The 21,277-nt window shown below is 61.7% G+C and carries 12 protein-coding genes and 2 riboswitches; of the genes, 6 read left to right on the forward strand and 6 right to left on the reverse strand.

Translation table 11 applies throughout. The annotated features are described in order from the left end of the window. Positions 1-2: 2 nt before the first annotated feature. Complete coding sequence (metH, locus tag DK871_RS11620; protein WP_161905128.1) at positions 3-3,713, reverse strand: methionine synthase; 3,711 nt, start codon at positions 3,711-3,713, stop codon at positions 3-5. A gap of 166 nt (positions 3,714-3,879) precedes the next feature. Here metH and DK871_RS11625 point away from each other — a divergent pair, with 166 nt between their 5' ends. Together DK871_RS11625 and DK871_RS11630 are read left to right on the forward strand one after the other, a co-directional pair. Next, on the forward strand, positions 3,880-6,171 hold the full coding sequence (locus DK871_RS11625) for a fatty acid cis/trans isomerase (RefSeq protein WP_161905129.1): 2,292 nt from the start codon (positions 3,880-3,882) through the stop codon (positions 6,169-6,171). A gap of 82 nt (positions 6,172-6,253) precedes the next feature. Next, on the forward strand, positions 6,254-7,273 hold the full coding sequence (locus DK871_RS11630) for an acyltransferase (protein WP_161905130.1): 1,020 nt from the start codon (positions 6,254-6,256) through the stop codon (positions 7,271-7,273). 17 nt (positions 7,274-7,290) lie between these two features. Here DK871_RS11630 and DK871_RS11635 read toward each other — a convergent pair whose 3' ends face one another. Next, positions 7,291-11,643, reverse strand: a complete 4,353-nt coding sequence (locus DK871_RS11635; protein ID WP_161905131.1) for an SET domain-containing protein-lysine N-methyltransferase — start codon at positions 11,641-11,643, stop codon at positions 7,291-7,293. Positions 11,644-11,856: 213 nt separating this feature from the next. Here DK871_RS11635 and nfuA point away from each other — a divergent pair, with 213 nt between their 5' ends. Further along, positions 11,857-12,441 (forward strand): Fe-S biogenesis protein NfuA, encoded by a 585-nt coding sequence (gene nfuA / locus DK871_RS11640; protein WP_003190728.1) that lies wholly within the window; start codon positions 11,857-11,859, stop codon positions 12,439-12,441. A 222-nt stretch (positions 12,442-12,663) separates the two neighbouring features. Here the strand turns inward: nfuA and cobM are convergent, their stop codons facing one another. The 4 genes from cobM to DK871_RS11660 form a co-directional block, all read right to left on the reverse strand. Continuing rightward, entirely contained in the window at positions 12,664-13,410 is a 747-nt protein-coding gene (gene cobM, locus DK871_RS11645; RefSeq protein ID WP_161905132.1) for a precorrin-4 C(11)-methyltransferase, read from the reverse strand. 70 nt (positions 13,411-13,480) lie between these two features. Next, on the reverse strand, positions 13,481-13,873 hold the full coding sequence (locus DK871_RS11650) for a cobalamin biosynthesis protein (protein WP_161905133.1): 393 nt from the start codon (positions 13,871-13,873) through the stop codon (positions 13,481-13,483). After that, the gene (locus DK871_RS11655) at positions 13,870-14,565 is read right to left on the reverse strand and encodes a CbtA family protein (RefSeq protein ID WP_161905134.1); all 696 of its coding nucleotides are present in this window, start codon (positions 14,563-14,565) and stop codon (positions 13,870-13,872) included. Before DK871_RS11655 ends, DK871_RS11650 begins: the two co-directional genes overlap by 4 nt. 11 nt (positions 14,566-14,576) lie before the next feature. Then, on the reverse strand, positions 14,577-14,765 hold the full coding sequence (locus tag DK871_RS11660; RefSeq protein ID WP_161905135.1) for a CbtB domain-containing protein: 189 nt from the start codon (positions 14,763-14,765) through the stop codon (positions 14,577-14,579). A gap of 95 nt (positions 14,766-14,860) precedes the next feature. Continuing rightward, a riboswitch (cobalamin riboswitch) is annotated at positions 14,861-15,074 on the reverse strand. Positions 15,075-15,116: 42 nt separating this feature from the next. Beyond that, positions 15,117-15,317, forward strand: a riboswitch (cobalamin riboswitch). Between the two features lie 92 nt (positions 15,318-15,409). On the opposite strand from DK871_RS11660, the gene cobW reads away from it, so the two are divergent. From cobW to DK871_RS11675, 3 genes are read left to right on the forward strand one after another with little or no spacing between them, the layout of a single operon-like run. Beyond that, complete coding sequence (cobW, locus tag DK871_RS11665) at positions 15,410-16,471, forward strand: cobalamin biosynthesis protein CobW (RefSeq protein ID WP_161905136.1); 1,062 nt, start codon at positions 15,410-15,412, stop codon at positions 16,469-16,471. A 2-nt stretch (positions 16,472-16,473) separates the two neighbouring features. Then, on the forward strand, positions 16,474-20,235 hold the full coding sequence (gene cobN, locus DK871_RS11670; RefSeq protein WP_161905137.1) for a cobaltochelatase subunit CobN: 3,762 nt from the start codon (positions 16,474-16,476) through the stop codon (positions 20,233-20,235). Continuing rightward, positions 20,235-21,239: an ATP-binding protein gene (locus DK871_RS11675; protein WP_161905138.1), complete on the forward strand. Its 1,005-nt coding sequence runs from the start codon at positions 20,235-20,237 to the stop codon at positions 21,237-21,239. Before cobN ends, DK871_RS11675 begins: the two co-directional genes overlap by 1 nt. The last annotated feature ends 38 nt before the right edge of the window (positions 21,240-21,277 follow it).

A 21,277-nucleotide genomic window follows, 5' to 3' on the forward strand; every position in this document is an offset into this window, starting at 1 on the left:
CCTCAGCTGTCATAGCCCAGGTTCGGCGCCAGCCAGCGTTCGGTCACGGCCAGGTCCTGGTCTTTGCGTGCGGTGTAGCTGGCAACCTGGTCCTTGTCGACCTTGCCCACGGCGAAGTATTGCGCCTGCGGGTGGGCAAAGTACCAGCCACTGACCGCCGCCGCCGGGAACATCGCGTAGTGCTCGGTAAGGAACACACCACTGCGGCCTGCGTGCATTTCGCGGGCCTCGGGGTCGAGCAACTGGAACAACTGGGCTTTCTCGGTATGGTCCGGGCACGCGGGGTAGCCGGGGGCAGGGCGGATGCCGCTGTATTGCTCTTTGATCAGCGCCTCGTTGTCCAGTTGCTCGTCCTTGGCGTAGCCCCAGTGTTCTTTACGTACTTGCTGGTGCAGCCATTCGGCGCAGGCTTCGGCCAGGCGGTCGGCCAGGGCCTTGACCATGATCGAGTTGTAGTCGTCGCCCGCGTCCTGGTAGGCCTTGGCGACTTCTTCGGCGCCGATGCCGGCGGTGGTGATAAAGCCACCGATGTAGTCGGTCACGCCGCTGTCTTTAGGCGCGACGAAGTCAGCCAGGGAGAAGTTCGGCTTGCCGTCGGTCTTGATGATCTGCTGGCGCAGGTGATGCAACCGGGCAATCGGCTGGCCGTCGTCGCCGTAGACTTCCAGGTCATCGTCCTGCACCTGGTTGGTTGGCCAGAAACCGAACACGGCGCGGGCGCTGATGAGTTTTTCGTCGATCAGCTTCTTGAGCATCGCCCGGGCGTCTTCGTACAGCGCGGTGGCGGCTTCACCCACCACTTCGTCGGTGAGGATGCGCGGGAATTTGCCGGCCAGGTCCCAGGAGATAAAGAACGGTGTCCAGTCGATGTACTCGGCCAGCACGTTGAGGTCGATATTGTCCAGCACCTTGGCGCCGGTAAAGGTCGGCACCACCGGCGTGTAGCCGCTCCAGTCAAACTGCGGCTTCTTGGCGATGGCGGCCGCGTAGCTCAGGCGCTCGGTACGCGCGCTGCGGTTGGAGGTGCGCTCACGTACGTCGATGTATTCCAAGCGGGTTTTCTCGACGAAACCGGCCTTCAGTTCCTTGGACAGCAACTGCGTGGCCACGCCCACGGCGCGGGAGGCGTCGGTGACGTAGATCACCGCGTCATTGCTGTACTTGGGCTCGATCTTCACCGCCGTGTGCGCCTTGGAGGTGGTGGCGCCGCCGATCATCAGCGGCAGGTGGAAGTCCTGGCGCTGCATCTCGCGGGCCACGTGCACCATTTCGTCCAGGGACGGCGTGATCAGGCCGGACAGGCCAATGATGTCGCACTTTTGCTCCTTGGCCACTTGCAGGATTTTTTCCGCCGGCACCATCACGCCCAGATCGACGATGTCATAGCCGTTGCAACCCAGCACCACGCCAACGATGTTCTTGCCGATGTCATGCACGTCGCCCTTGACCGTGGCCATCAGGATCTTGCCCTTGGCTTCGGGCTTGTCGCCTTTTTCCAGCTCGATGAACGGGATCAAGTGCGCCACCGCCTGCTTCATTACGCGGGCGGATTTCACCACCTGGGGCAGGAACATCTTACCGGCGCCAAACAGGTCGCCGACGATGTTCATGCCCGACATCAGCGGGCCTTCGATCACTTCGATAGGGCGCGCGAACGACAGGCGCGATTCTTCGGTGTCCTCGACAATGTGCGTGGTGATGCCCTTGACCAACGCATGTTCCAGGCGCTTGTTGACCTCCCAGCCACGCCATTCCTCGGTTTCGGCTTCCTTGACGCTACCGTCGCCCTTGTACTTGTCGGCAATCGCCAGCAGGGCGTCGGTGCCGTCCGGCGTACGGTTGAGCACCACGTCTTCGACGGCGTCACGCAGCTCGGCCGGGATCTGGTCGTAGATCTCCAACTGGCCGGCGTTGACGATGCCCATGGTCAGGCCCGCGCGAATCGCATGCAGCAGGAACACCGAGTGGATGGCTTCGCGCACCGGGTTGTTGCCACGGAACGAGAACGACACGTTGGACACGCCACCGGAGGTCAGCGCGTAGGGCAGTTCGTCACGGATATAGGCACAGGCGTTGATGAAGTCGACGGCGTAGTTGTTGTGCTCTTCGATACCGGTGGCGACCGCGAAGATGTTCGGGTCGAAGATGATGTCTTCCGGTGGGAAGCCGACTTCGTTAACGAGGATGTCGTAAGAGCGTTTGCAGATTTCTTTCTTGCGCGCTTCGGTGTCGGCCTGGCCGGCTTCGTCGAAGGCCATCACCACCACCGCCGCGCCGTAGCGCTTGCACAGCTTGGCATGATGAATGAACTGCTCCACGCCTTCCTTCATGCTGATGGAGTTGACGATGCCCTTGCCCTGGATGCACTTGAGGCCCGCTTCGATCACTTCCCACTTGGAGGAGTCGATCATGATCGGTACGCGGGAGATGTCTGGCTCGCCGGCGATCAGATTGAGGAAGGTCACCATGGCCTTCTTCGAATCCAGCATGCCTTCGTCCATGTTGATGTCGATCACCTGGGCGCCGGCTTCCACCTGCTGCAGGGCGACTTCCAGGGCTTCGGTGTAGTTGTCTTCACGGATCAGCCTTGCGAACTTGGCCGAGCCGGTAATGTTGGTGCGCTCGCCGACGTTGACGAACAACGAATTGCGGTCGATGGTGAACGGCTCCAGGCCCGACAGGCGGCAGGCCTTGGGAATGTCCGGGATCGGGCGTGGCGCATAACCGGCCACGGCCTTGGCGATGGCTTCGATATGCCCAGGCGTGGTGCCGCAGCAACCGCCGACGATGTTCAGGAAGCCGCTTTGGGCAAACTCTTCGATGACCTTGGCGGTTTCTGACGGCAGTTCGTCGTACTCGCCGAATTCGTTGGGCAGGCCCGCGTTGGGGTGCGCCGACACATGGGTGTTGGCCTTGTTCGACAACTCTTCCAGGTAGGGGCGCAGTTCGCTGGCGCCCAAGGCGCAGTTCAAGCCCACCGAGATCGGCTTGGCGTGGGCCACGGAGTTCCAGAATGCTTCGGTGGTCTGGCCCGACAGGGTACGGCCGGAGGCGTCGGTGATGGTGCCGGAAATCATGATCGGCAGCTCGATACCGAGGGCTTCGAACACGCCTTGCACGGCGAAGATCGCGGCCTTGGCGTTGAGGGTGTCGAAGATGGTTTCGATCAGGATCAGGTCGGCGCCGCCTTCGATCAGGCCCTGGGTGGCCTCGGTGTAGTTTTCCACCAATTCATCGAAGGTCACGTTGCGGTAGCCGGGGTTGTTCACGTCGGGCGACAGCGAACAGGTGCGGCTGGTCGGGCCCAGCACGCCGGCCACGAAGCGCGGCTTGGCCGGGTTTTCGTGGGTCTTGGCGTCGGCGACTTTGCGCGCCAGGCGCGCGCCTTCCACGTTCAGTTCATAGGCCAGCTCTTCCATGCCGTAGTCGGCCATGGAGATGCGCGTGGCGTTGAAGGTGTTGGTTTCCAGAATGTCGGCGCCAGCGTCCAGGTACGCCTTCTCGATGCCGCCAATCACGTCGGGGCGGGTGAGCACCAACAGGTCGTTGTTGCCCTTGACGTCGCTCGGCCAATCGGCGAAGCGTTTGCCACGGTAGTCCTGCTCCTCGAGCTTATAGCTCTGGATCATCGTGCCCATGCCACCGTCCAGGATCAGGATACGTTCCTTGAGGGCGTGGTGAAGGGCTTGCAGACGAACGCTTCGGTCGGACATGGGACTACTCTGGTCAGGCATTTCGGAGGGCGTGAATCATAACAAACCTGCGGGCTTTTGGAGCATGTAGAGCTTTTGCATGAATATCGCTCATGTTGCTGGGGTGCATGGCCCGGTAGAATCACGCCACTTCAAACACCGCACGCCTTGAATCGGGACCGGATACATGTCACTTCGTTTAATCGTCAGCGCCGCCCTGGCCTTGATTGCCAGCAGCGCTCAGGCGGAAGGTCCCGCTTCGGCGATTTCCTACACCCGCGACATCCAACCGATCTTTACGCAAAAGTGCGTAGCCTGCCATGCCTGCTATGACTCCGCGTGCCAGCTCAACCTGGGCAGCGCCGAGGGCGCAGCACGGGGTGCAAGCAAAATGCCGGTGTATGACGGCGAGCGCAGCCAGGCCACGCCCACCACCCGTTTGTTTTATGACGCCTTCGGCAAACAGGCGTGGCAGCAGAAGGGCTTCTATTCGGTGCTGGACGCCCAGGGCAGCCAGGCTGCGCTGATGGCGCGCATGCTGGAGCTGGGGCACAACGCGCCGCTGGCGCCCAATGCCAAGCTGCCCGAGAACATTGTGCTGGGGCTCAACCGCGACAATATGTGCGCGACGCCCGGCGAGTTCACTGCCTATGCCGGCGCTCACCCCAAGGAAGGCATGCCGCTGGCCGTCACCGGCCTGACCGACCAGCAATACCAGACCCTGCAACGCTGGCTGGCCTCCGGCGCGCCGATTGACGAACAAGGCCTGGCACCGAGCGCCAGGGAAGCGTTGCAAGTACAGCAGTGGGAAAACCTGTTCAACCAGCCGGGCGCCCGGGAAAGCCTGGTGGCGCGCTGGCTGTTCGAGCATTTGTTCCTGGCGCATATCTATTTCGAGAACGGCGAGCCGGGGCATTACTTCCAGTGGGTGCGTTCGCGCACGCCCAGTGGCCAGCCGATTGACCTGATTGCCACGCGCCGCCCCAACGACGACCCAGGCACCCAGGTGTATTACCGCCTGTGGCCGGTGCAGGGTGTGATCGTGCATAAAACCCACATCACTTACCCCTTCAGCGCGGCGAAGATGGCGCGGATCAAGGCGCTGTTCTACGCCGGCAACTGGCAAGTCACGGCCTTGCCAGGCTACGGCCCCGGTAGCCGCGCCAACCCGTTCGCGACATTCGAAGCGATCCCGGCCAAAGCGCGTTACCAATTCATGCTCGATAACGCCGAGTACTTCGTGCGCACCTTCATTCGTGGGCCGGTGTGCCGTGGGCAGATCGCCACGGATGTGATCCGCGATAACTTCTGGACGCTGTTCCAGGACCCCGACCACGACCTGTACATCACCGATGCGCGTTATCGCGGCCAGGCCACGCCGTTGCTGGCCATGCCTGGGCAGAATGACGACGTCGGCAGTGTGCTGAGCCTGTGGCTGGCCTATCGCGACAAGCGCAACCAGTACGAAGCCCTGCGCCGTGACAACTATGCAGACCTGCCGGCACCGAGCTGGTCGACCTTGTGGGCGGGCAATGACAACGCCTTGCTGAGCATTTTCCGCCATTTCGACAGCGCCTCGGTGACCAAGGGCCTGATTGGCGAGGTCCCGCAGACGATGTGGTTGTTCGACTACCCACTGCTGGAGCGCACCTATTACCAGTTGGCGGTGAATTTCGATGTGTTCGGCAACGTCTCGCACCAGGCCCAGACCCGCCTGTATTTCGACCTGATCCGCAACGGCGCCGAGCAGAACTTCCTGCGCTTGATGCCAGCGGATACCCGCGAAGACTTCCTGGACGACTGGTACCAGAACAGCGGCAAGCTCAAGTTGTGGCTGGACTACGAGGCGATTGACGATGACAAGGCCAGTGGTTTGCACCTGAGCGAGAAAGACCCCAAGCGTGACTTCGCCAACCAGTTGCTGACCCGCTACGGCCATTTGAACGCCAGCCCCGACCCGATCAACCGCTGCAGCGGCGCGTTCTGCTCCCGCGACGGCATCGACCCGGCCTTGCAGGATGCCGAGCAAGCCCTGAGCCGCCTTACCTCGCGCCCGGCGGCGGGGCTCAAGGTGATCGAGCAATTGCCCGAAGCCACGATGCTGCGCATCGAAACCGCCAGCGGCAAGCGCGAGGTCTACAGCCTGCTGCGCAACCGTGCCCACAGTAACGTGGCGTTTCTATTAGGTGAGGCGTATCGCTATCAGCCGGGCCTGGACACGGTGACCATTTACCCTGGCGTGCTCAGCAGCTATCCGAACTTCATATTAAATATTCCCGCCCGGCAAGTGCCTGAGTTTGTCGCGCAGATGGAGCAGGCCAAGGACGCCAAGCGCTTCGAGAAAATCGTCGACCGCTGGGGTGTGCGTCGCAGTCACCCGCTGTTCTGGCAGTACTTTCACGACTTGTCGCAGTACATCCACGAAACCACGCCGGTGGAAGAGGGCGTGTTGGACATGAACCGCTATGAGAACCTATAACTACAGCTATTGATCCGGTCATTTCTCCACGCGGGGGCTGAAGCAGTCGGATATCTACCTACGGACTGGAAAGGGGATGCCGATGTTGATTTCAGTGCAGTTGCTGCGCGCGTTGGCGGCATGGCTGGTGGTGGGGCACCACGTCATGCAGCTGTTTTTCAACTTTGAGGCCCACAACGCGTTCGAGGACTTGTTAGTTGAAAAGGGCGGCGCTGGCGTGGATGTGTTCTTCGTGATCAGCGGCTTGGTGATTTTCCTGGCGAGCGCCGATAAAGCACTGACACCTTGGCGTTTCATGCTGATGCGCGTGGCCAGGATTGCTCCGGCATACTGGTTCTATACCTTGCTCCTGGCCGTCCTGGTGATGGCCATGCCCTCGATGTTTCCAGACGTTCAGCTCGAACTGAGCCATGTACTTCTGTCGATGCTTTTTATCCCCGCGCAAAACCCGGCGGGCTATGGCGTCTATCCACTGCTGGATGTCGGCTGGACGCTGAATTTCGAGATGCTGTTCTACTGCCTGTTTGCGGCTGCCTTGTTAGTGCGTGAAGCCTATCGGCTGTGGGTAGTGGCCGGGTTGTTGTACCTGGTGTGTTACGTCATTGGCCCCGATTTGGCCGACGGGTTTTACCGTAATGACATTGTGCTGGAGTTTCTCATGGGTGTGGCCATCGGCATGCTGTACCGCCGGGGCCTGTGCCGGGCCAGGCCCTGGCTGGCGTTGCTGGGTGTCGTCGCGGCATTGGCGGCGATCTACCACGGCGCGGATGTGCCCCGAGCAGTGGAATGGGGGCTGCCCAGCGCCGTGTTGGTCATCAGTTGCGTGGCGCTGGAGCCTTATTTCCATGATTCGCGCTTTATCAAGCTGCTGGGGGACTGCTCCTACTCGGTGTATCTGCTCCACGTGCTGGTGCTGTGCGTTGGACGTTGGGCCATTGAGCACAGGGGAATAGACCCCTACACGCTAGTGCCGGTGTGCGTCGTTTCCATCGCGCTGGGCTCATTGGCCAGCTACCACTGGTTGGAGAAGGGCACCCATCGCAAGCTCAAACACTGGTTTGGCCTTGATGAGTCGGTACCTTTTTGCAGGCAACAGCATTAGCACTGGCGCTGTTGGACTCAAGGCCTGATGTACTTCCAGTAGGTTTTTCCATAGTCCATCAGCAACTCGGTCCCGGCAGGAATATCTTGCCAGGCGACTATAAATACCATGTATTTGCCGACGTACAAGGCACCGACATTTTCGATGCCCACATCGGGCAGGCCTGGTACCTTGACCGCATTGATCAGGCTCAGCGTATTGCTGTTGCCATGACCACTGATGGTTGCGCCGTGAGTGTTGGTCTGGAACAGATAAGTACCGACGGCCGCATCACCTTTTTCCAGTATCTCGGTATTGATCGAGGCTTGATCCAGGTGCAACTTGCCAGTGTACGGCCCAATGACATCGAAGCGCTTTATATCGGTTCGGGCCACCACCGAAAGGCCTCGCTCCGGGCCTTCGGCCAGTTTCTTGACCTCCAGCAGTCGATCGAGCCGGCGATGGTGGCTGCCCTCCTTGGAGATCCATTCGCGAATACTTTTGGTTGCAGCCTCCTTGACTTCGACATGCTGCGGGCCGGTGAACTCGTCAAAAAAATGGTTGGCGTCGGTAATCTCGATGGTGTGCAGCGGGCCTTCGAGTTCCAGGGTCAAGCTGCGTCTGACGTCTTTCGGATCCTGCAGAATCGGCGCGTTATTGTTGATTTTGTGATCAAAGGAGGCCGTGATTGACGTGGATCGGCGCCGTGTGGGTGTAGCGTCTTGCTCCAGGCGTGGACGTTTTGAACTGCCTGCCGTGGGCGGCGCAGGCCGCTTCCTGGCCACGGGCTCGTCCAGTGGGCTTCTCTGTCCGAACAGCCACCGTTCTCTACCGGCGCGGGTCATGCTGCCGTTGTCATTGACGTAGTCGCTCCAGATAACCGGATTGAGGTTGTTCTGCTCGACAAATGCGTGCATGGACACCCTTGAATTGGTGGCGTTGTAGTGCTTGTTCCACGCTTGCAGGTGCTCGGGTTGCAGGTCGGCGAATTGTTCACCCCTGGCGTATTTGGCGAGTACTTTGCCTGCTGCTCTATAGGTGCCATCCAGGTTTACATGTTCGGCAAAGGCCACCGGGTCAAGATTATGGTCAGCGGCGAAGCCCTCAAGGGTGAGGCTGTTGCGCTCGCGCTGGGACGCCTTGCTCCAGTGCTCCATATGCTCGTAAGTGACGCTGGTGCGGGCGGTTCCCGCGCGGTCCAGCATTTTTCGCCCCCTGGGTGTCAGGGTGTTGCGGCTGTTGACGAACTGCCGAAAGGCGCTGGGGTCCAGGTTGTAAGTGCTGACGAAGTTGTCCATGGTTTTTTTCAGGGCGTCTTCACTGGCCTCGGTCCATTTCAACAACACTGAGGGCGTTACCACGCTTGGCGCATTCGGCGCGCCGCCCGTGAGCTTGATCGAGCCTGAATACCAATGACCGGGTTCCACCGACGACAGCGTGATCGACAAATCGCGGTTGGTCTTTGGATTGACCAGTACGATAGAAAAGCTGTTGTCGGCGCCCGCGGCGGCCTCCTGAATGAACCCATAGGAGTTGTCGCGGACCTGGTACACCGCGATTTTGCCCTTGTCATCGACATTACAGATGAACTTCTGGTTGTAGTCCGCTCGGGAGAAGATACCGCGCGCGTCGGGCTTGAGGCCTCTGATCAACTCAGGGTCAACCGCGTACTGACGGATCAACGGGCTGCTGTTGCTGATGACCGTGATCGGCTCTCTGAAGCGCGGCCCGAAGGCTTTATTGGTGGCGGCATCGATCAAGCGATAATCCGGCGCGTCGAGGCTGCCGACGTTGCGCATCGGGACATTGGCCAGGCCGTCCACGGTAAACAGCTGATCGCCCGCCTGCAGCGGTTTCCAGCTGTCAGGGTCAACCGAGCGTATGTGCCTCGCGGCGATCGTCCCATCGCGCAGTTGGGCAATACCCCGTTTTGCCTGGCGCATCAATTTATGGCCCAGCTTGAGCAAACCAAAGCGCGCGAGCCTGAGCAGGCTGGGCAGGGCGGCCAGGGGATTGAGTTCCTGGAGTGTGGCAATGACCAGTTTGCCGGTCAGTTTCGCCAGTTTAGGCAACGCCAGGCGCAGCCCGGTCTTGCCTGCCTGGATGAGTAGGCGAGTAGAGCCGGCCACATACCGCCCCACCGGCAACGCGAAAGCTACTATGTCAATGAACAGGCTGGCGACGCCTGATTTGATGCGCTGGGGATCGCCGGAAGCGATGTCGTCGATACCGCCCCAAAGCGGGATAAAAATCTTGCCCCAGAACGCCAAGTCTTCGAGTACCTCAGCGGGGATGTCCACTTCCCGCGTGTCTTTACGGGTTTTTGCCAGGAGGGCTTGTTCATCGCAGAAAAACAGTTCGCGGGCAATCATGCTCGCCAGGGCTTCACTGCGCGGCGCATACAGCGTGTTGGGCGCGAACGATTGGATGCGCGGCCCAGTGTCGATGCCAGGCAGCGTCTCGCCGACCTGTTCAACGATCAACTCAGCTTTTTTGCCTGGCCTGGGCGCCTTGTTCTCGCGGTAAGCTTCTCGATCAAACGGCACTTCGGTGGCCAGCCGGTATTTGTCCCAGCTCATGGCGTCGCGCAGTTCTACCACTTTGCCGTTCAGCGGCAGAGTCTTGATATCGCGACGCCGACGAATCAGGCCGGCGAAGGGGAACACTTCGACGTAGAGGGCATGGAAGGAATGGCGGGGCTTGACGATGCGCAGGATGAAACCCGTGCGGTAACGAACCGTATCGGCCTTGCTCTTGGTCTCATATTCGACGGGTACCTTGTCCAGTGCTTCTCTTAATGAGTACACCGTGACCTCATCCTGATCCACATCCAGGGTCGCACTGCCCAGGTGCGCAAGCAGTGATTGGATTAAGGTCTTATAGGCGTTTCTCGGCACCTCAAGGGCTTCGCGAAAGGCTTTGTCGTACTCCATGTCCGAGGCAAAGCGCCAACGGCTGGGCAGGTTGAGTTTGAGGTTCTGAATCGCGTTGAACATCTCATATTCATGCTGCTCCAGTGCGGTGACGGCCTGGGTGAGCTCATCGCGGGAGTGGCCCGACGCTCGGCTGGCAATCAGGCCATTGGCTTGTGCCCATTGGACAGTAGGGGCCAGCCTGGCGGCAGCGACCAGCGCCTGCTGTTTGACGTCGCCCTCACTGACGCGAAAATGTTCCGCCGCCAGGTTAAGCAACTGCTCAAAGCTCATGTGCCGCGATGAGCCGGGTGCACAGGCTTCGGCCAACAGAAAACCGCTTCTGAAGTTGACCCAGGTATTGGTGGCAGCGTAGGGCAGGTCATCGGGAATATCGGCCACCCAGACTTCGCTGGCAACATTGGCCTTGAGGACGCACACCGCCAATCGTGCCGCGTCAGCGCTGATGGACAAATTGTGGTGACAGTGGCTGATCAAGTTTTGGCGGATCGACTTATAAGACGCCCCCGGCACGATGAATAACTTCAATTCGTTATCCAGTGGCGAGTCAGGGTTGGGGATGATCGTCAGCCACAGCGCGCGCCACAGCAATTTCACTAGTACGGGTTGGGGGCAGGTTTCGCCCTGTTGGCTGCCATACCAGTCCAAGGCCTTGGCGATCCGCTCGCCTAGCGCCAGGTTATCGGGGCTATTGAGCAATTGCTCAAGCAAGACGGTGGGGGTGGTGGTGAGCATATCCTGCTGTGAGGCGGTAAATGTTTCGGGCAATACATGACGGAACAGCGATTGACGGGTTTGTGTTTCGATCTGGCGGATAACCTCCTTGATTTTCTGGTCGGCAGGCGCATCCAGCAAGTGCTGCAAATCGCTGAGGTTGCCTTCGTGTCCGAGTTTTTTCAGGGTGTGGTGTTCCTGCAAGCCAGCGAGCACCGCGTTCCACTGCTCGCGGGTTTTGGGCTGTGCCGGGATGATCGAGTAATACTTGAGCGCCAGGTCGAACCGCACCGAACCGTCGCTTTTGAGACCGTTACCCACACGCCGGTTGATATCCAGTAATACGTCGGCGTCGATGTACCAGTAGGTGGGCATATGGCGCAGGATCACCGAGTGATCGGCGATGCTGAATGTCTCGGCGGGGTCGGGTATCGGTGAGCGCGCGCTGCTGAGCATGGTTGAGAGCAGGTCGTAAAGAAAGTCCCGGCCCAGAATGGAGTCATCCGGTTCGAGCTTTTCCCGCAGGAACCGCTGAAAGTCTTCATCGGCTTCCAGTTTTCCAAGGACCCGAAAGGCTTCCTTGCACTCGCGATGCAGTTCGCTGTTGTGCGGCGGGAAGTAGTAAACCTCGGCGGCGGATGCTGTCAGTGAACTTTGTGCGGTCACGAAATCAATCAGATGGTCCAGATGTGCTTGCTGTTCCGGCAAGCTCTTGAAATAGAAACCCTGCAACGCGTTATTCATTCAATCCTCACAATCCGTAGTCGAAGAGGACTCACTCTATTGAACCGGGTTTTGCGCGGGGGCTATATAGGTAGGCACAGGTTTTTGCACAAAGGGGGCGGTATAGCGGCGCCTTCGGTCAGCAGGCTCAGGTCTTTCCCGACAAAAATACTCGGGCTTTGTACCTGCGTAATAATTTGGCGTAAACTGCGGGCAAGCCTGTGAGGAGTTTCCATGACTGCCATAACCATTACCGACGCCGCCCACGATTACCTGGCCGACCTGCTGTCCAAGCAGAACACCCCGGGTATCGGCATCCGCGTCTTTATCACCCAGCCCGGCACCCAATACGCCGAGACCTGCATTGCCTACTGCAAGCCTGGCGAAGAGAAGCCTGAAGACACAGCCCTAGGGCTCAAGAGCTTCACCGCCTACATCGATGCCTTCAGCGAAGCCTTCCTGGACGACGCCGTGGTCGACTACGCCACCGACCGTATGGGCGGCCAGTTGACCATCAAGGCGCCCAACGCCAAGGTGCCGAACGTCAATGCCGACAGCCCGGTGAATGAGCGCATCAACTACTACCTGCAAACCGAGATCAACCCTGGGCTGGCCAGCCATGGCGGCCAGGTGAGCCTGATCGACGTGGTGGATGACGGTATTGCCGTACTGAAGTTCGGCGGCGGCTGTCAAGGCTGCGGCCAGGCGGACGTAACCCTGCGCGAAGGTATCGAGCGCACCCTGCTCGAACGCATCCCGGAGCTCAAGGGCGTACGTGACGTGACCGACCACACGCAGAAAGAAAACGCCTACTACTGAGTAAGGTGTTCACTGCGAGCATAAAAAACGGCGCCCCGTGAGCGCCGTTTTTTTATGCTTTTAATTCAACAAGTTGCATTACTTGCTTAACGCCCTCTGTAGGAGCGAGCTTGCTCGCGAAAAGCGTCAACGATAACGCGTGCTTCCTGAATAAACTCGGCGCCTAGGGTTTTTCGCGAGCAAGCTCGCTCCTACAGGGATTAGGGCAAGCCCCCGACACAATCAGGGTCGATAAAGGTGGGCATGCCCAGCGCGGTACAGCGACGACTCACTGAAACTGTCGCTGGCCAGCACTCGGCCTACCACAATCAGCGCCGTGCGCCGGAACCCCTTGGCCGCCACTTTGGCGGCAATATCTGACAGGGTGCCAACCACCCACTCCTGATCCGGCCAGGTCGCCCTGTGCACCACAGCAATCGGACAGTCCGCGCCGTAGTGCGGCAGCAGTTCGGCGACGATCTTCTCCAAGTGATTGACCCCGAGGTGAATCGCCATGGTAGTACCGTGACGAGCCAGGCTGTCGAAGTCTTCACCAGTCGGCATGCTGGTTTTATCGGCGTAACGGGTCAGGATCACGCTTTGAGCGATGTCCGGCAGGGTCAGTTCGGTTTCAAGCAAGGCTGCGCACGCCGCGACCGCCGTGACCCCTGGAATGATCTGGAAAGGGATGCCCAGCTCACGCAAATGGCGGATTTGTTCACCAATCGCCCCATACAGGCTGGGGTCGCCGGAGTGCACCCGCGCCACATCCTGGCTTTGGGCATGGGCTGTCTTGATCAGCTCGATGATCTGCTCCAGGTGCAGTTCGGCGCTGTTGACCACCTGGAGCGCCTGATGACCTTCCAGTACGGCGGCGGGCACCAGCGAGCCGGCGTAGATGATCACCGGGCAACTGCGGATCAGCCGCTGGCCCTTGACGGTGATCAGTTCCGGGTCGCCGGGGCCGGCGCCGATAAAGTAGACGGTCATGGAGAAGTCCTGTTGAAGAACGGGCGAGCATGAAGATTGCTCATGATCGAAAGCGGCAATTATCGGGATTTTAGCCCGCGCAGGCCAATGCAAGGGTGGCCTGTGCGCTTTTCTGGCGGGTGATCAGCAGGCGCGCGGGGCCATTGGACAGGTGCTCGGCCAGGGCCAGGGCGGCGCTTTCGGCCACGCCGTAACAGCCGGTGTGGGCAAAAGCCAGCGCAGAGCGATGGCTCAGCCGATGCTCATAGCCCACCAGTTGTTCGGCACTGAAGCACTGCAAGGGCAGGTTCAACCGCTGGGCCAGCGCCAGCAGCCCAGGCTCATCGCGTTTGCGGTCAATGCTTGCCAAGGCGGTCACGCGTGAGCGCTCAATGCCGGCCTCGACCAGGGCGCTGTCCAGCAATGCCAGCAAGCTGTGAACCTCACAGCCGCGCTGGCAGCCAAGCCCGACAACCAGGATCATGCCGAGTATTGGTCGTCGCGGTTGCGGCGAAACAACCAGGCGCTGATCAGGCCCAAGGCCAGCCAGAAGGCCACGTTGGTCAATTGCGAGGCGATCTTGAACTGCGCTTCGAGCGCCTCCGGGGCCAGCATCGAATGCACTTGCGGTTGCGGCGCGCCGATAAAGTGGGGTACGGCAAGGATCGCCAGCCCAAGGCCTTTCAACAGCCAATTGCGACCGAACACGATCAGCGCCAGGCCGGCGGCGGTGGAGGCGGCGGTGCCGATCCACCAGGTCTGGCGCAGCGTCAGGTCAGCCGCCGCGGTACCGGGCAGTTCCGGGGGCAGGCCCAGGGTGGGCGCCAATACAAAGGTCGCGTAGCCGGCCAGGCCCCAGAGCAGGCCTTGGGCGGTGCGGGTCGGCGCGCGCAGCGTGTATAGGCCGGCGAGCATCAGCGCAAAGCCCACTGCCACTACCAGGTTGCCGCCGGTGGTGGACAACACACGCTGCCAGCCATCTTCCGGCTCCCAGGCTTGGGCGTCGTGGGTGTGGCCAGCGGCGTGTTCATGCACCACTTCGGCGGCTGGCGGGGCTTTTTCATAGCTTTCCGCCTGCAGAATCAGCGGCGCCACCCAGAAACTTTGCAGCAGGGTCAGCAGCAGGGCCGCCAACAGCCCAGTGAACCCTGCGGTTTGCGCAATACGCTTGATCATGTCGGCAGCTCTCAATGGCACGGGAACGCGGCGCTGTGGCGAGTATCGTGGGCGGCGTTGTGCACCGCCTCGATATGCGAGAACCCGGCGAAATACACCAGGCACGCGCCGAGGATCGACGCACCGATGGCGGCGGTCAGGCGTTGACTGAGGGTGGCGGTGCTGTTGGCGGAGTGCGAAGTGCTGCTGATGATCGACATGGCGCGTCCCTTTCAGGTGTCTGGGTGAAACGAGCGCATGAAAACCCCACGCGCCGGGCACGCAGGGTTCGAACAGCGCCCGCCCACCGCGGGTTTGTTATCTGAATTTTTCGGGCCGGTCTCCGGGCTTGCGAGGGGCGGCTCTTGGAAGAGTCCTCCTGAAAGCATCGCCTTCCCATGCAAAAGCACAGTGGCCATGACGCTTCGCTCGCTTACCGTTGCGGGGGCAGCACCGGACTGGTCATAGTTCTATGACGCACCGGTTTCCCGTTTCACCCTGTGAAGGGCACCCGAAACAAGAGGTGTAGGAGAGCATGGGGCGGGGACGGTAGTCAAATGCTGCAAGCCCCTGTAGCCTTGCACCCTCGAGGTTCTTCGGCCCAGGCCGAAGCTAAGAAGGGAACGCGGTTCAAGCCGCGGCTGCCCCCGCAACTGTGAAGGGTTCAGTTGACTGCCACGCCACTGCCGATAGGGCGGGAAGGCGCAGTCAGCGTTGGTCGCAAGGCCTGCACACCCCAAGCCAGGAGACCTGCCTCGCGACTGATTTTCCACTTCAACCGGGCGGGGTGATCCGGTGACGAAATCCGCTGCTGCGCGCCGCCGCAGGGCCTGTCGTCCCGTATGCCCGCCCCAAAGGGCATCCGATGAAAACACTGGCCAAACTTCCCGTCACCATCGTTACCGGCTTCCTTGGCTCGGGCAAAACCACGTTGTTGCGCCATATGCTCGACAACGCCCAGGGCCGCCGCATTGCGGTGATCGTCAACGAGTTCGGCGAGCTGGGCATTGACGGTGAAATCCTCAAGCAGTGTTCTATCGGTTGCACCGAAGAAGAAGCCAATGGCCGCGTCTACGAGCTGGCCAACGGTTGCCTGTGCTGCACCGTGCAGGAAGAGTTCTTCCCGGTGATGCGTGAGCTGGTCGCCCGCCGCGGTGACTTGGACCATATCCTCATTGAAACCTCGGGCCTGGCGCTGCCCAAGCCGTTGGTGCAAGCCTTCCAGTGGCCGGAAATCCGCAGCGCCTGCACCGTTGACGCGGTGATCACCGTGGTCGACAGCCCAGCCGTGGCCGCCGGCACCTTTGCCGCCTTCCCGGACCAGGTCGACGCCCAGCGCAAACTTGACCCCAACCTGGACCACGAGTCGCCGTTGCATGAGCTGTTCGCCGATCAGCTGGCCAGCGCCGACCTGGTGATCCTCAACAAAACCGACCTGATCAGCGCCGAAGACCTGGCCCGTGTGCGCCTGGAAGTCGCCGAAGAACTGTCGCCCGCGGTGAAGATCATCGAAGCCAGCAGCGGTCGCCTGCCCCTGGACGTGTTGATCGGCCTGGGCGCTGGTTCCGAAGAGCATATCGACGGGCGTCATAGCCATCACGACCATCACCACGAGGGTGAAGACGACCACGATCACGATGCCTTCGACTCCATCTCCATCGACTTGCCCCAAGCCGATGAGGCGCTGTTGCTCGACGCCCTGACCCAACTGGTGGTGCAGCACGGCATCCTGCGCGTCAAAGGTTTCGCCGCGATCCCGAACAAACCGATGCGCCTGCTGATCCAGGGCGTCGGCACGCGCTTTGACAAGCACTTCGACCGTGCCTGGGGCGCTGACGAAGCACGCACCACGCGCCTGGTGCTGATCGGCCAGGAACTGGACGCCGCCGGCCTTGAAGCGCAATTGCGCGCTGCCCTCAGCGTTTAACCATGCACCTGCTCAGGACCCAACCCGGTGGTTTCGTCGCGGACGACAATATTGCCGACCTTGGCCAGACCCCCGCTGAACTGGTGATCCTGTGCAGCGGCGATTCCAGCCTGGCGCTGCTCGCCGAAGCCGCCCAGCAGTTGCCCGAGGATTACCCCAGCCTGCGCCTGGCCAACCCGATGCAGGTGCAGAATCATGCCTCGGTTGACCTGTACGTCGACGAGGTATTGCGCCACGCCAAGGTCATCCTGCTGTCATTGCACGGCGGCATCGGCTATTGGCGCTACGGCATCGAGCGCCTGGTGGAGTTGGCCGAACGCGGCGTCACCCTGATCCTGGTGCCGGGTGACGACCGCCCGGACCCGGAACTCAGCGGCCTGAGCAGCGTTGCTGTCGAACACCGCGAGCGACTGTGGCACTTCCTGCGCCAAGGTGGCCTGGGCAATGCCCTGGATTTTTACCACTGCCTGGCGAGTGCCCACCTGGGCCGCGACTATGCCTGGGCCGAGCCGCAAACATTGCCGCGTACCGCGATCTATCATCCGTACACCGCCAATGCCCGCCTCAATAACTGGCAGGCCGATTGGCACGCTGATTGGCCCGTGGCTGCGGTGCTGTTCTACCGTTCCCATCTGCAGGCGGCCAATACCGGCTTTATTGATGTGTTCTGCCAGCGCTTACAGGCGGCGGGTCTCAACCCGTTGCCTATCGCGGTGGCCAGTTTGAAAGAACCCGGCTGCCTCACGGTGGTCGAGGACCTGCTGGATGACGTGCAAGCCGCGGTAATTCTGAACACCACCGGCTTCGCCCAGTCCAGCCCGGAAGCGCCGCACCTGCGCCCGTTTCGCCGCAATATCCCGGTGATCCAGGCGATCTGCGCCCAGGACAACCAACCCGGCTGGCAGGCCAGCGAACAAGGCCTGGGGCCCCGCGACTTGGCGATGCATATCGCCTTGCCGGAGCTGGACGGGCGCATCATCAGCCGGCCGATCAGTTTCAAGGACCTGGCCTGGCGCAGCGAGCGCAGCCAGTCGGACGTGGTGTGCTACCGCGCAGCGCCCGAACGCATGGATTTTGTCGCTGAGCTGGCACGCCGCTGGGTCGAGCTGGCGCGGGTGCCCAATGCCCAGAAACGGATAGCGTTGATCCTGGCCAACTACCCGACCCGCGACGGTCGCATCGGCAACGGCGTGGGCCTGGACACCCCGGCGGCGGCGCTGAATATCCTGCGCGCCTTGCAAACCGAAGGCTACCCGGTAGCGGAGGTGTTGCCCGACAGCGGCACCGCGCTGATCCATGAACTGCTCGGCGGCGTCACCAACGACCTCGATAGCCTAGACCTGCGCCCCTGCCATCAAAGCCTGGGCCTTGTGGAATATCAGGCGATGTTCGATCGCTTGCCGGCCTCCAATCGCCAGGCCGTGATGGAGCGTTGGGGCGCGCCGCAAAACGATCCGATGTGCCGCGATGGCCGCATGATGATCGCCGGTCTGCGCCTGGGCCTGACCTTCGTCGGCATCCAGCCGGCCCGGGGTTACCAGGTGGATGCCAGCGCCGTGTACCACGACCCGGACCTGGTGCCGCCCCATGGCTACCTGGCGTTCTATTTCTGGCTACGCCATACCTACGGCGCCCACGGCGTGATCCATGTGGGCAAGCACGGCAACCTGGAGTGGCTGCCCGGCAAAGGCGTGGGCCTGTCGGAGCACTGCTGGCCGGATGCATTGCTGGGCCCGCTGCCGAATATCTATCCATTTATCGTCAACGACCCGGGTGAGGGCGCCCAGGCCAAGCGACGCACCCAGGCGGTGATTATCGACCACCTGATGCCACCGCTGACCCGCGCCGAAACCTACGGCCCGCTGCGTGACCTTGAGTTGCTGGCCGACGAGTATTACGAAGCGCAATTGCTCGACCCGCGCCGCGCCCTGGAGCTGCAAAAAGACATCCTCAAGCTGGTGCGCGAAACCCGTATCGACCAGGAGCTTGAACTGGGCAGTGAGGCGGACGCGGCGGTGTGGTTGCCGCGCCTGGATACCTACCTGTGCGACTTGAAGGAATCGCAGATCCGCGACGGCCTGCATATTTTTGGCGAGTCGCCCGAAGGCCGCTTGCGTATCGACACCTTGCTGGCGCTGTTGCGCATTCCCCGTGGCGATGGCCGGGGCCCGCAGTCGAGCCTGCTGCGAGTGTTGGCCAAGGCATTCGACTTGGGATTTGATCCGCTCGATTGTGCACTGGCCGAGCCCTGGACGGGGCGGCGCCCGTTGGTGTTGCACAAGATTGACGATCAGCTGTGGCGTACGGCCGGGGATACCCGTGAACGTCTGGAGTTGTACGCGGCGCGCTTGATCGAGCAGGCATTGGAAGGCCCCATCGAGCAGTTGGAAGAGCCCGGCTGGCAGGAGGTGAAGTCGGTAATAGAAAGCCTGCGCATTGTCGTCGCGCCACGCCTGGATGCCTGTGGGCCGGCGGAGATACGCGGCTTGCTCGATGCCTTGAGTGGGCGCTTTGTCCCGGCGGGGCCCAGCGGTGCGCCGAGTCGCGGGCGGCTGGATGTGCTGCCTACGGGGCGTAACTTCTTTACCGTGGACGTGCGCAACCTGCCCACCACCACGGCCTGGCGCATCGGGTTCCAGTCGGCCAACCTGATTCTTGAGCGGCACCTGCAAGACCACGGCGACCACCTGCGCCAGCTCGGCCTATCGGTGTGGGGCACCGCCACCATGCGCACCGGCGGTGACGATATCGCCCAGGCCATGGCGCTGATGGGCGTGCGCCCGGTATGGGCCACCGGCAGCCAGCGGGTGGACGATTTCGAGATCCTGCCGATCAGCTTATTGGACCGTCCGCGTGTGGACGTGACCCTGCGCGTGTCCGGGTTCTTCCGCGATGCGTTTGCCAACCTGATCCGTCTGTTCGATGCGGCGGTGCAGGCGGTGGCGGCCCTGGATGAACCCGACGACATGAACCCGCTGGCCGCCAAGGTTCGCAGCGAACGCCAAGCGCTGCTTGAGTCGGGCCTGGATGAAGCTGCAGCGGCCAAGCAGGCCGGCTGGCGTATCTTCGGCGCCAAGCCGGGCGCCTATGGCGCAGGCGTGCAGGGCGCGATTGACGGGCGCTTGTGGCAGAGCCGCGAGGACTTGGCCGAGGTCTACCTGAACTGGGGTGGTTACGCCTACGGTGGCTCCGATGAAGGCACCGCGGCCCGCGAGCAATTTGCCCAGCGGTTGAGCCAGGTGCAGGCAGTGTTGCAGAACCAGGACAATCGCGAGCACGACTTGCTCGACTCCAACGACTACTACCAATTCCAGGGCGGCATGCTGGCCGCCGTGGAAACCCTGAGCGGCGAAAAGGCCGCCAGCTACCATGGCGACCACAGCCAGCCCGACTTGCCGAAAATCCGCACTTTGAAGGAAGAGCTCATCCGGGTGATCCGTTCCCGTGCGGCCAACCCCAAGTGGATCGAAGGCGTGAAGCGCCATGGCTATAAAGGCGCGTTTGAAATGGCCGCGACCGTGGACAACCTGTTCGCCTTCGACGCCACCACCGCGCTGATTGACGATCACCAATACGCCTTGCTCGCCGATGCCTACCTGCTGGACCCTGATACCCGTGCCTTCGTGCAACAGCACAACCCCGATGCCCTGCGCGACATGACCGAGCGCATGCTCGAAGCCCAACAACGTGGCTTGTGGCAAGCGCCGGGGGCGTACCGCGAAGCCTTGGAAAACCTGTTGCTGGACATAGAAGAAGACAGCTGATGACTGATACTCCCCATTTTCCGCTGTCCGCCGTGGTCGGCGCTGATGACTTGAAGCTGGCGCTGTGCCTGGCCGCCATCGACCCGAAGATCGGCGGCGTGCTGATCGAAGGGCCACGGGGCATGGCCAAGTCCACCCTGGCCCGTGGGCTGGCGGACCTGCTGGCCAGCGGGCAGTTTGTGACCTTGCCCCTGGGCGCGACCGAAGAGCGCCTGGTCGGCACCTTGGACTTGGACGCCGCACTGGGCGAAGGCCGCGCGCAATTTTCCCCGGGCGTGTTGGCCAAGGCCGACGGCGGCGTGTTGTACGTGGATGAAGTCAACCTGTTGGCGGACCACTTGGTGGACCTGCTGTTGGACGTGGCGGCCAGCGGCACCAATCTGATCGAGCGCGACGGGATTTCCCATCGCCATGCGGCGCGCTTTGTGTTGATCGGCACCATGAACCCGGAGGAGGGCGAGTTGCGCCCGCAGTTGCTCGACCGCTTCGGCTTCAACGTCGCATTGAGCGGGCAGACCTTGCCCGCCGAGCGTGGGCAGATAATCCGTCGCCGCCTGGATTTCGACACCGACCCAGCTGCGTTCTGCGCGCAGTGGGCGCCAGCCCAAGCCACCTTGCGCGAACGTTGCACCCAGGCGCGGGCACGGCTCGACAGCATCGCCCTGGATGACCAGGCGCTGGCCCGCATCACCGAGCGCTGCTTTGCCGCAGGGGTCGACGGCTTGCGCGCCGACCTGGTCTGGTTGCGGGGCGCCCGTGCCCATGCGGCGTGGCGTGGTGCGGCCGTTATCGAGCAGGAAGATATCGATGCGGTGGCAGAGTTTGCCTTGCGCCATCGTCGTCAGCAACAGACTCCGCCAGGCGCGCCGCCCCAGCCGAATAACGGGCCGTCGCCTTCCCCCTCTGACACCTCGCCCGGCCAAGGCCAGTGGGGCGATATGCCTGCACCCGCCTTGCCTACGGGCGCGCGCCGCGATGTACCCACCTGGCCAAAAAAGCCCTAGGCATCCGCCCCCGACCTGACGCGGGGGCGGATGCCCGG

This window comes from Pseudomonas sp. L13 (assembly GCF_009935965.1).
Classification (GTDB): domain Bacteria; phylum Pseudomonadota; class Gammaproteobacteria; order Pseudomonadales; family Pseudomonadaceae; genus Aquipseudomonas; species Aquipseudomonas lactis.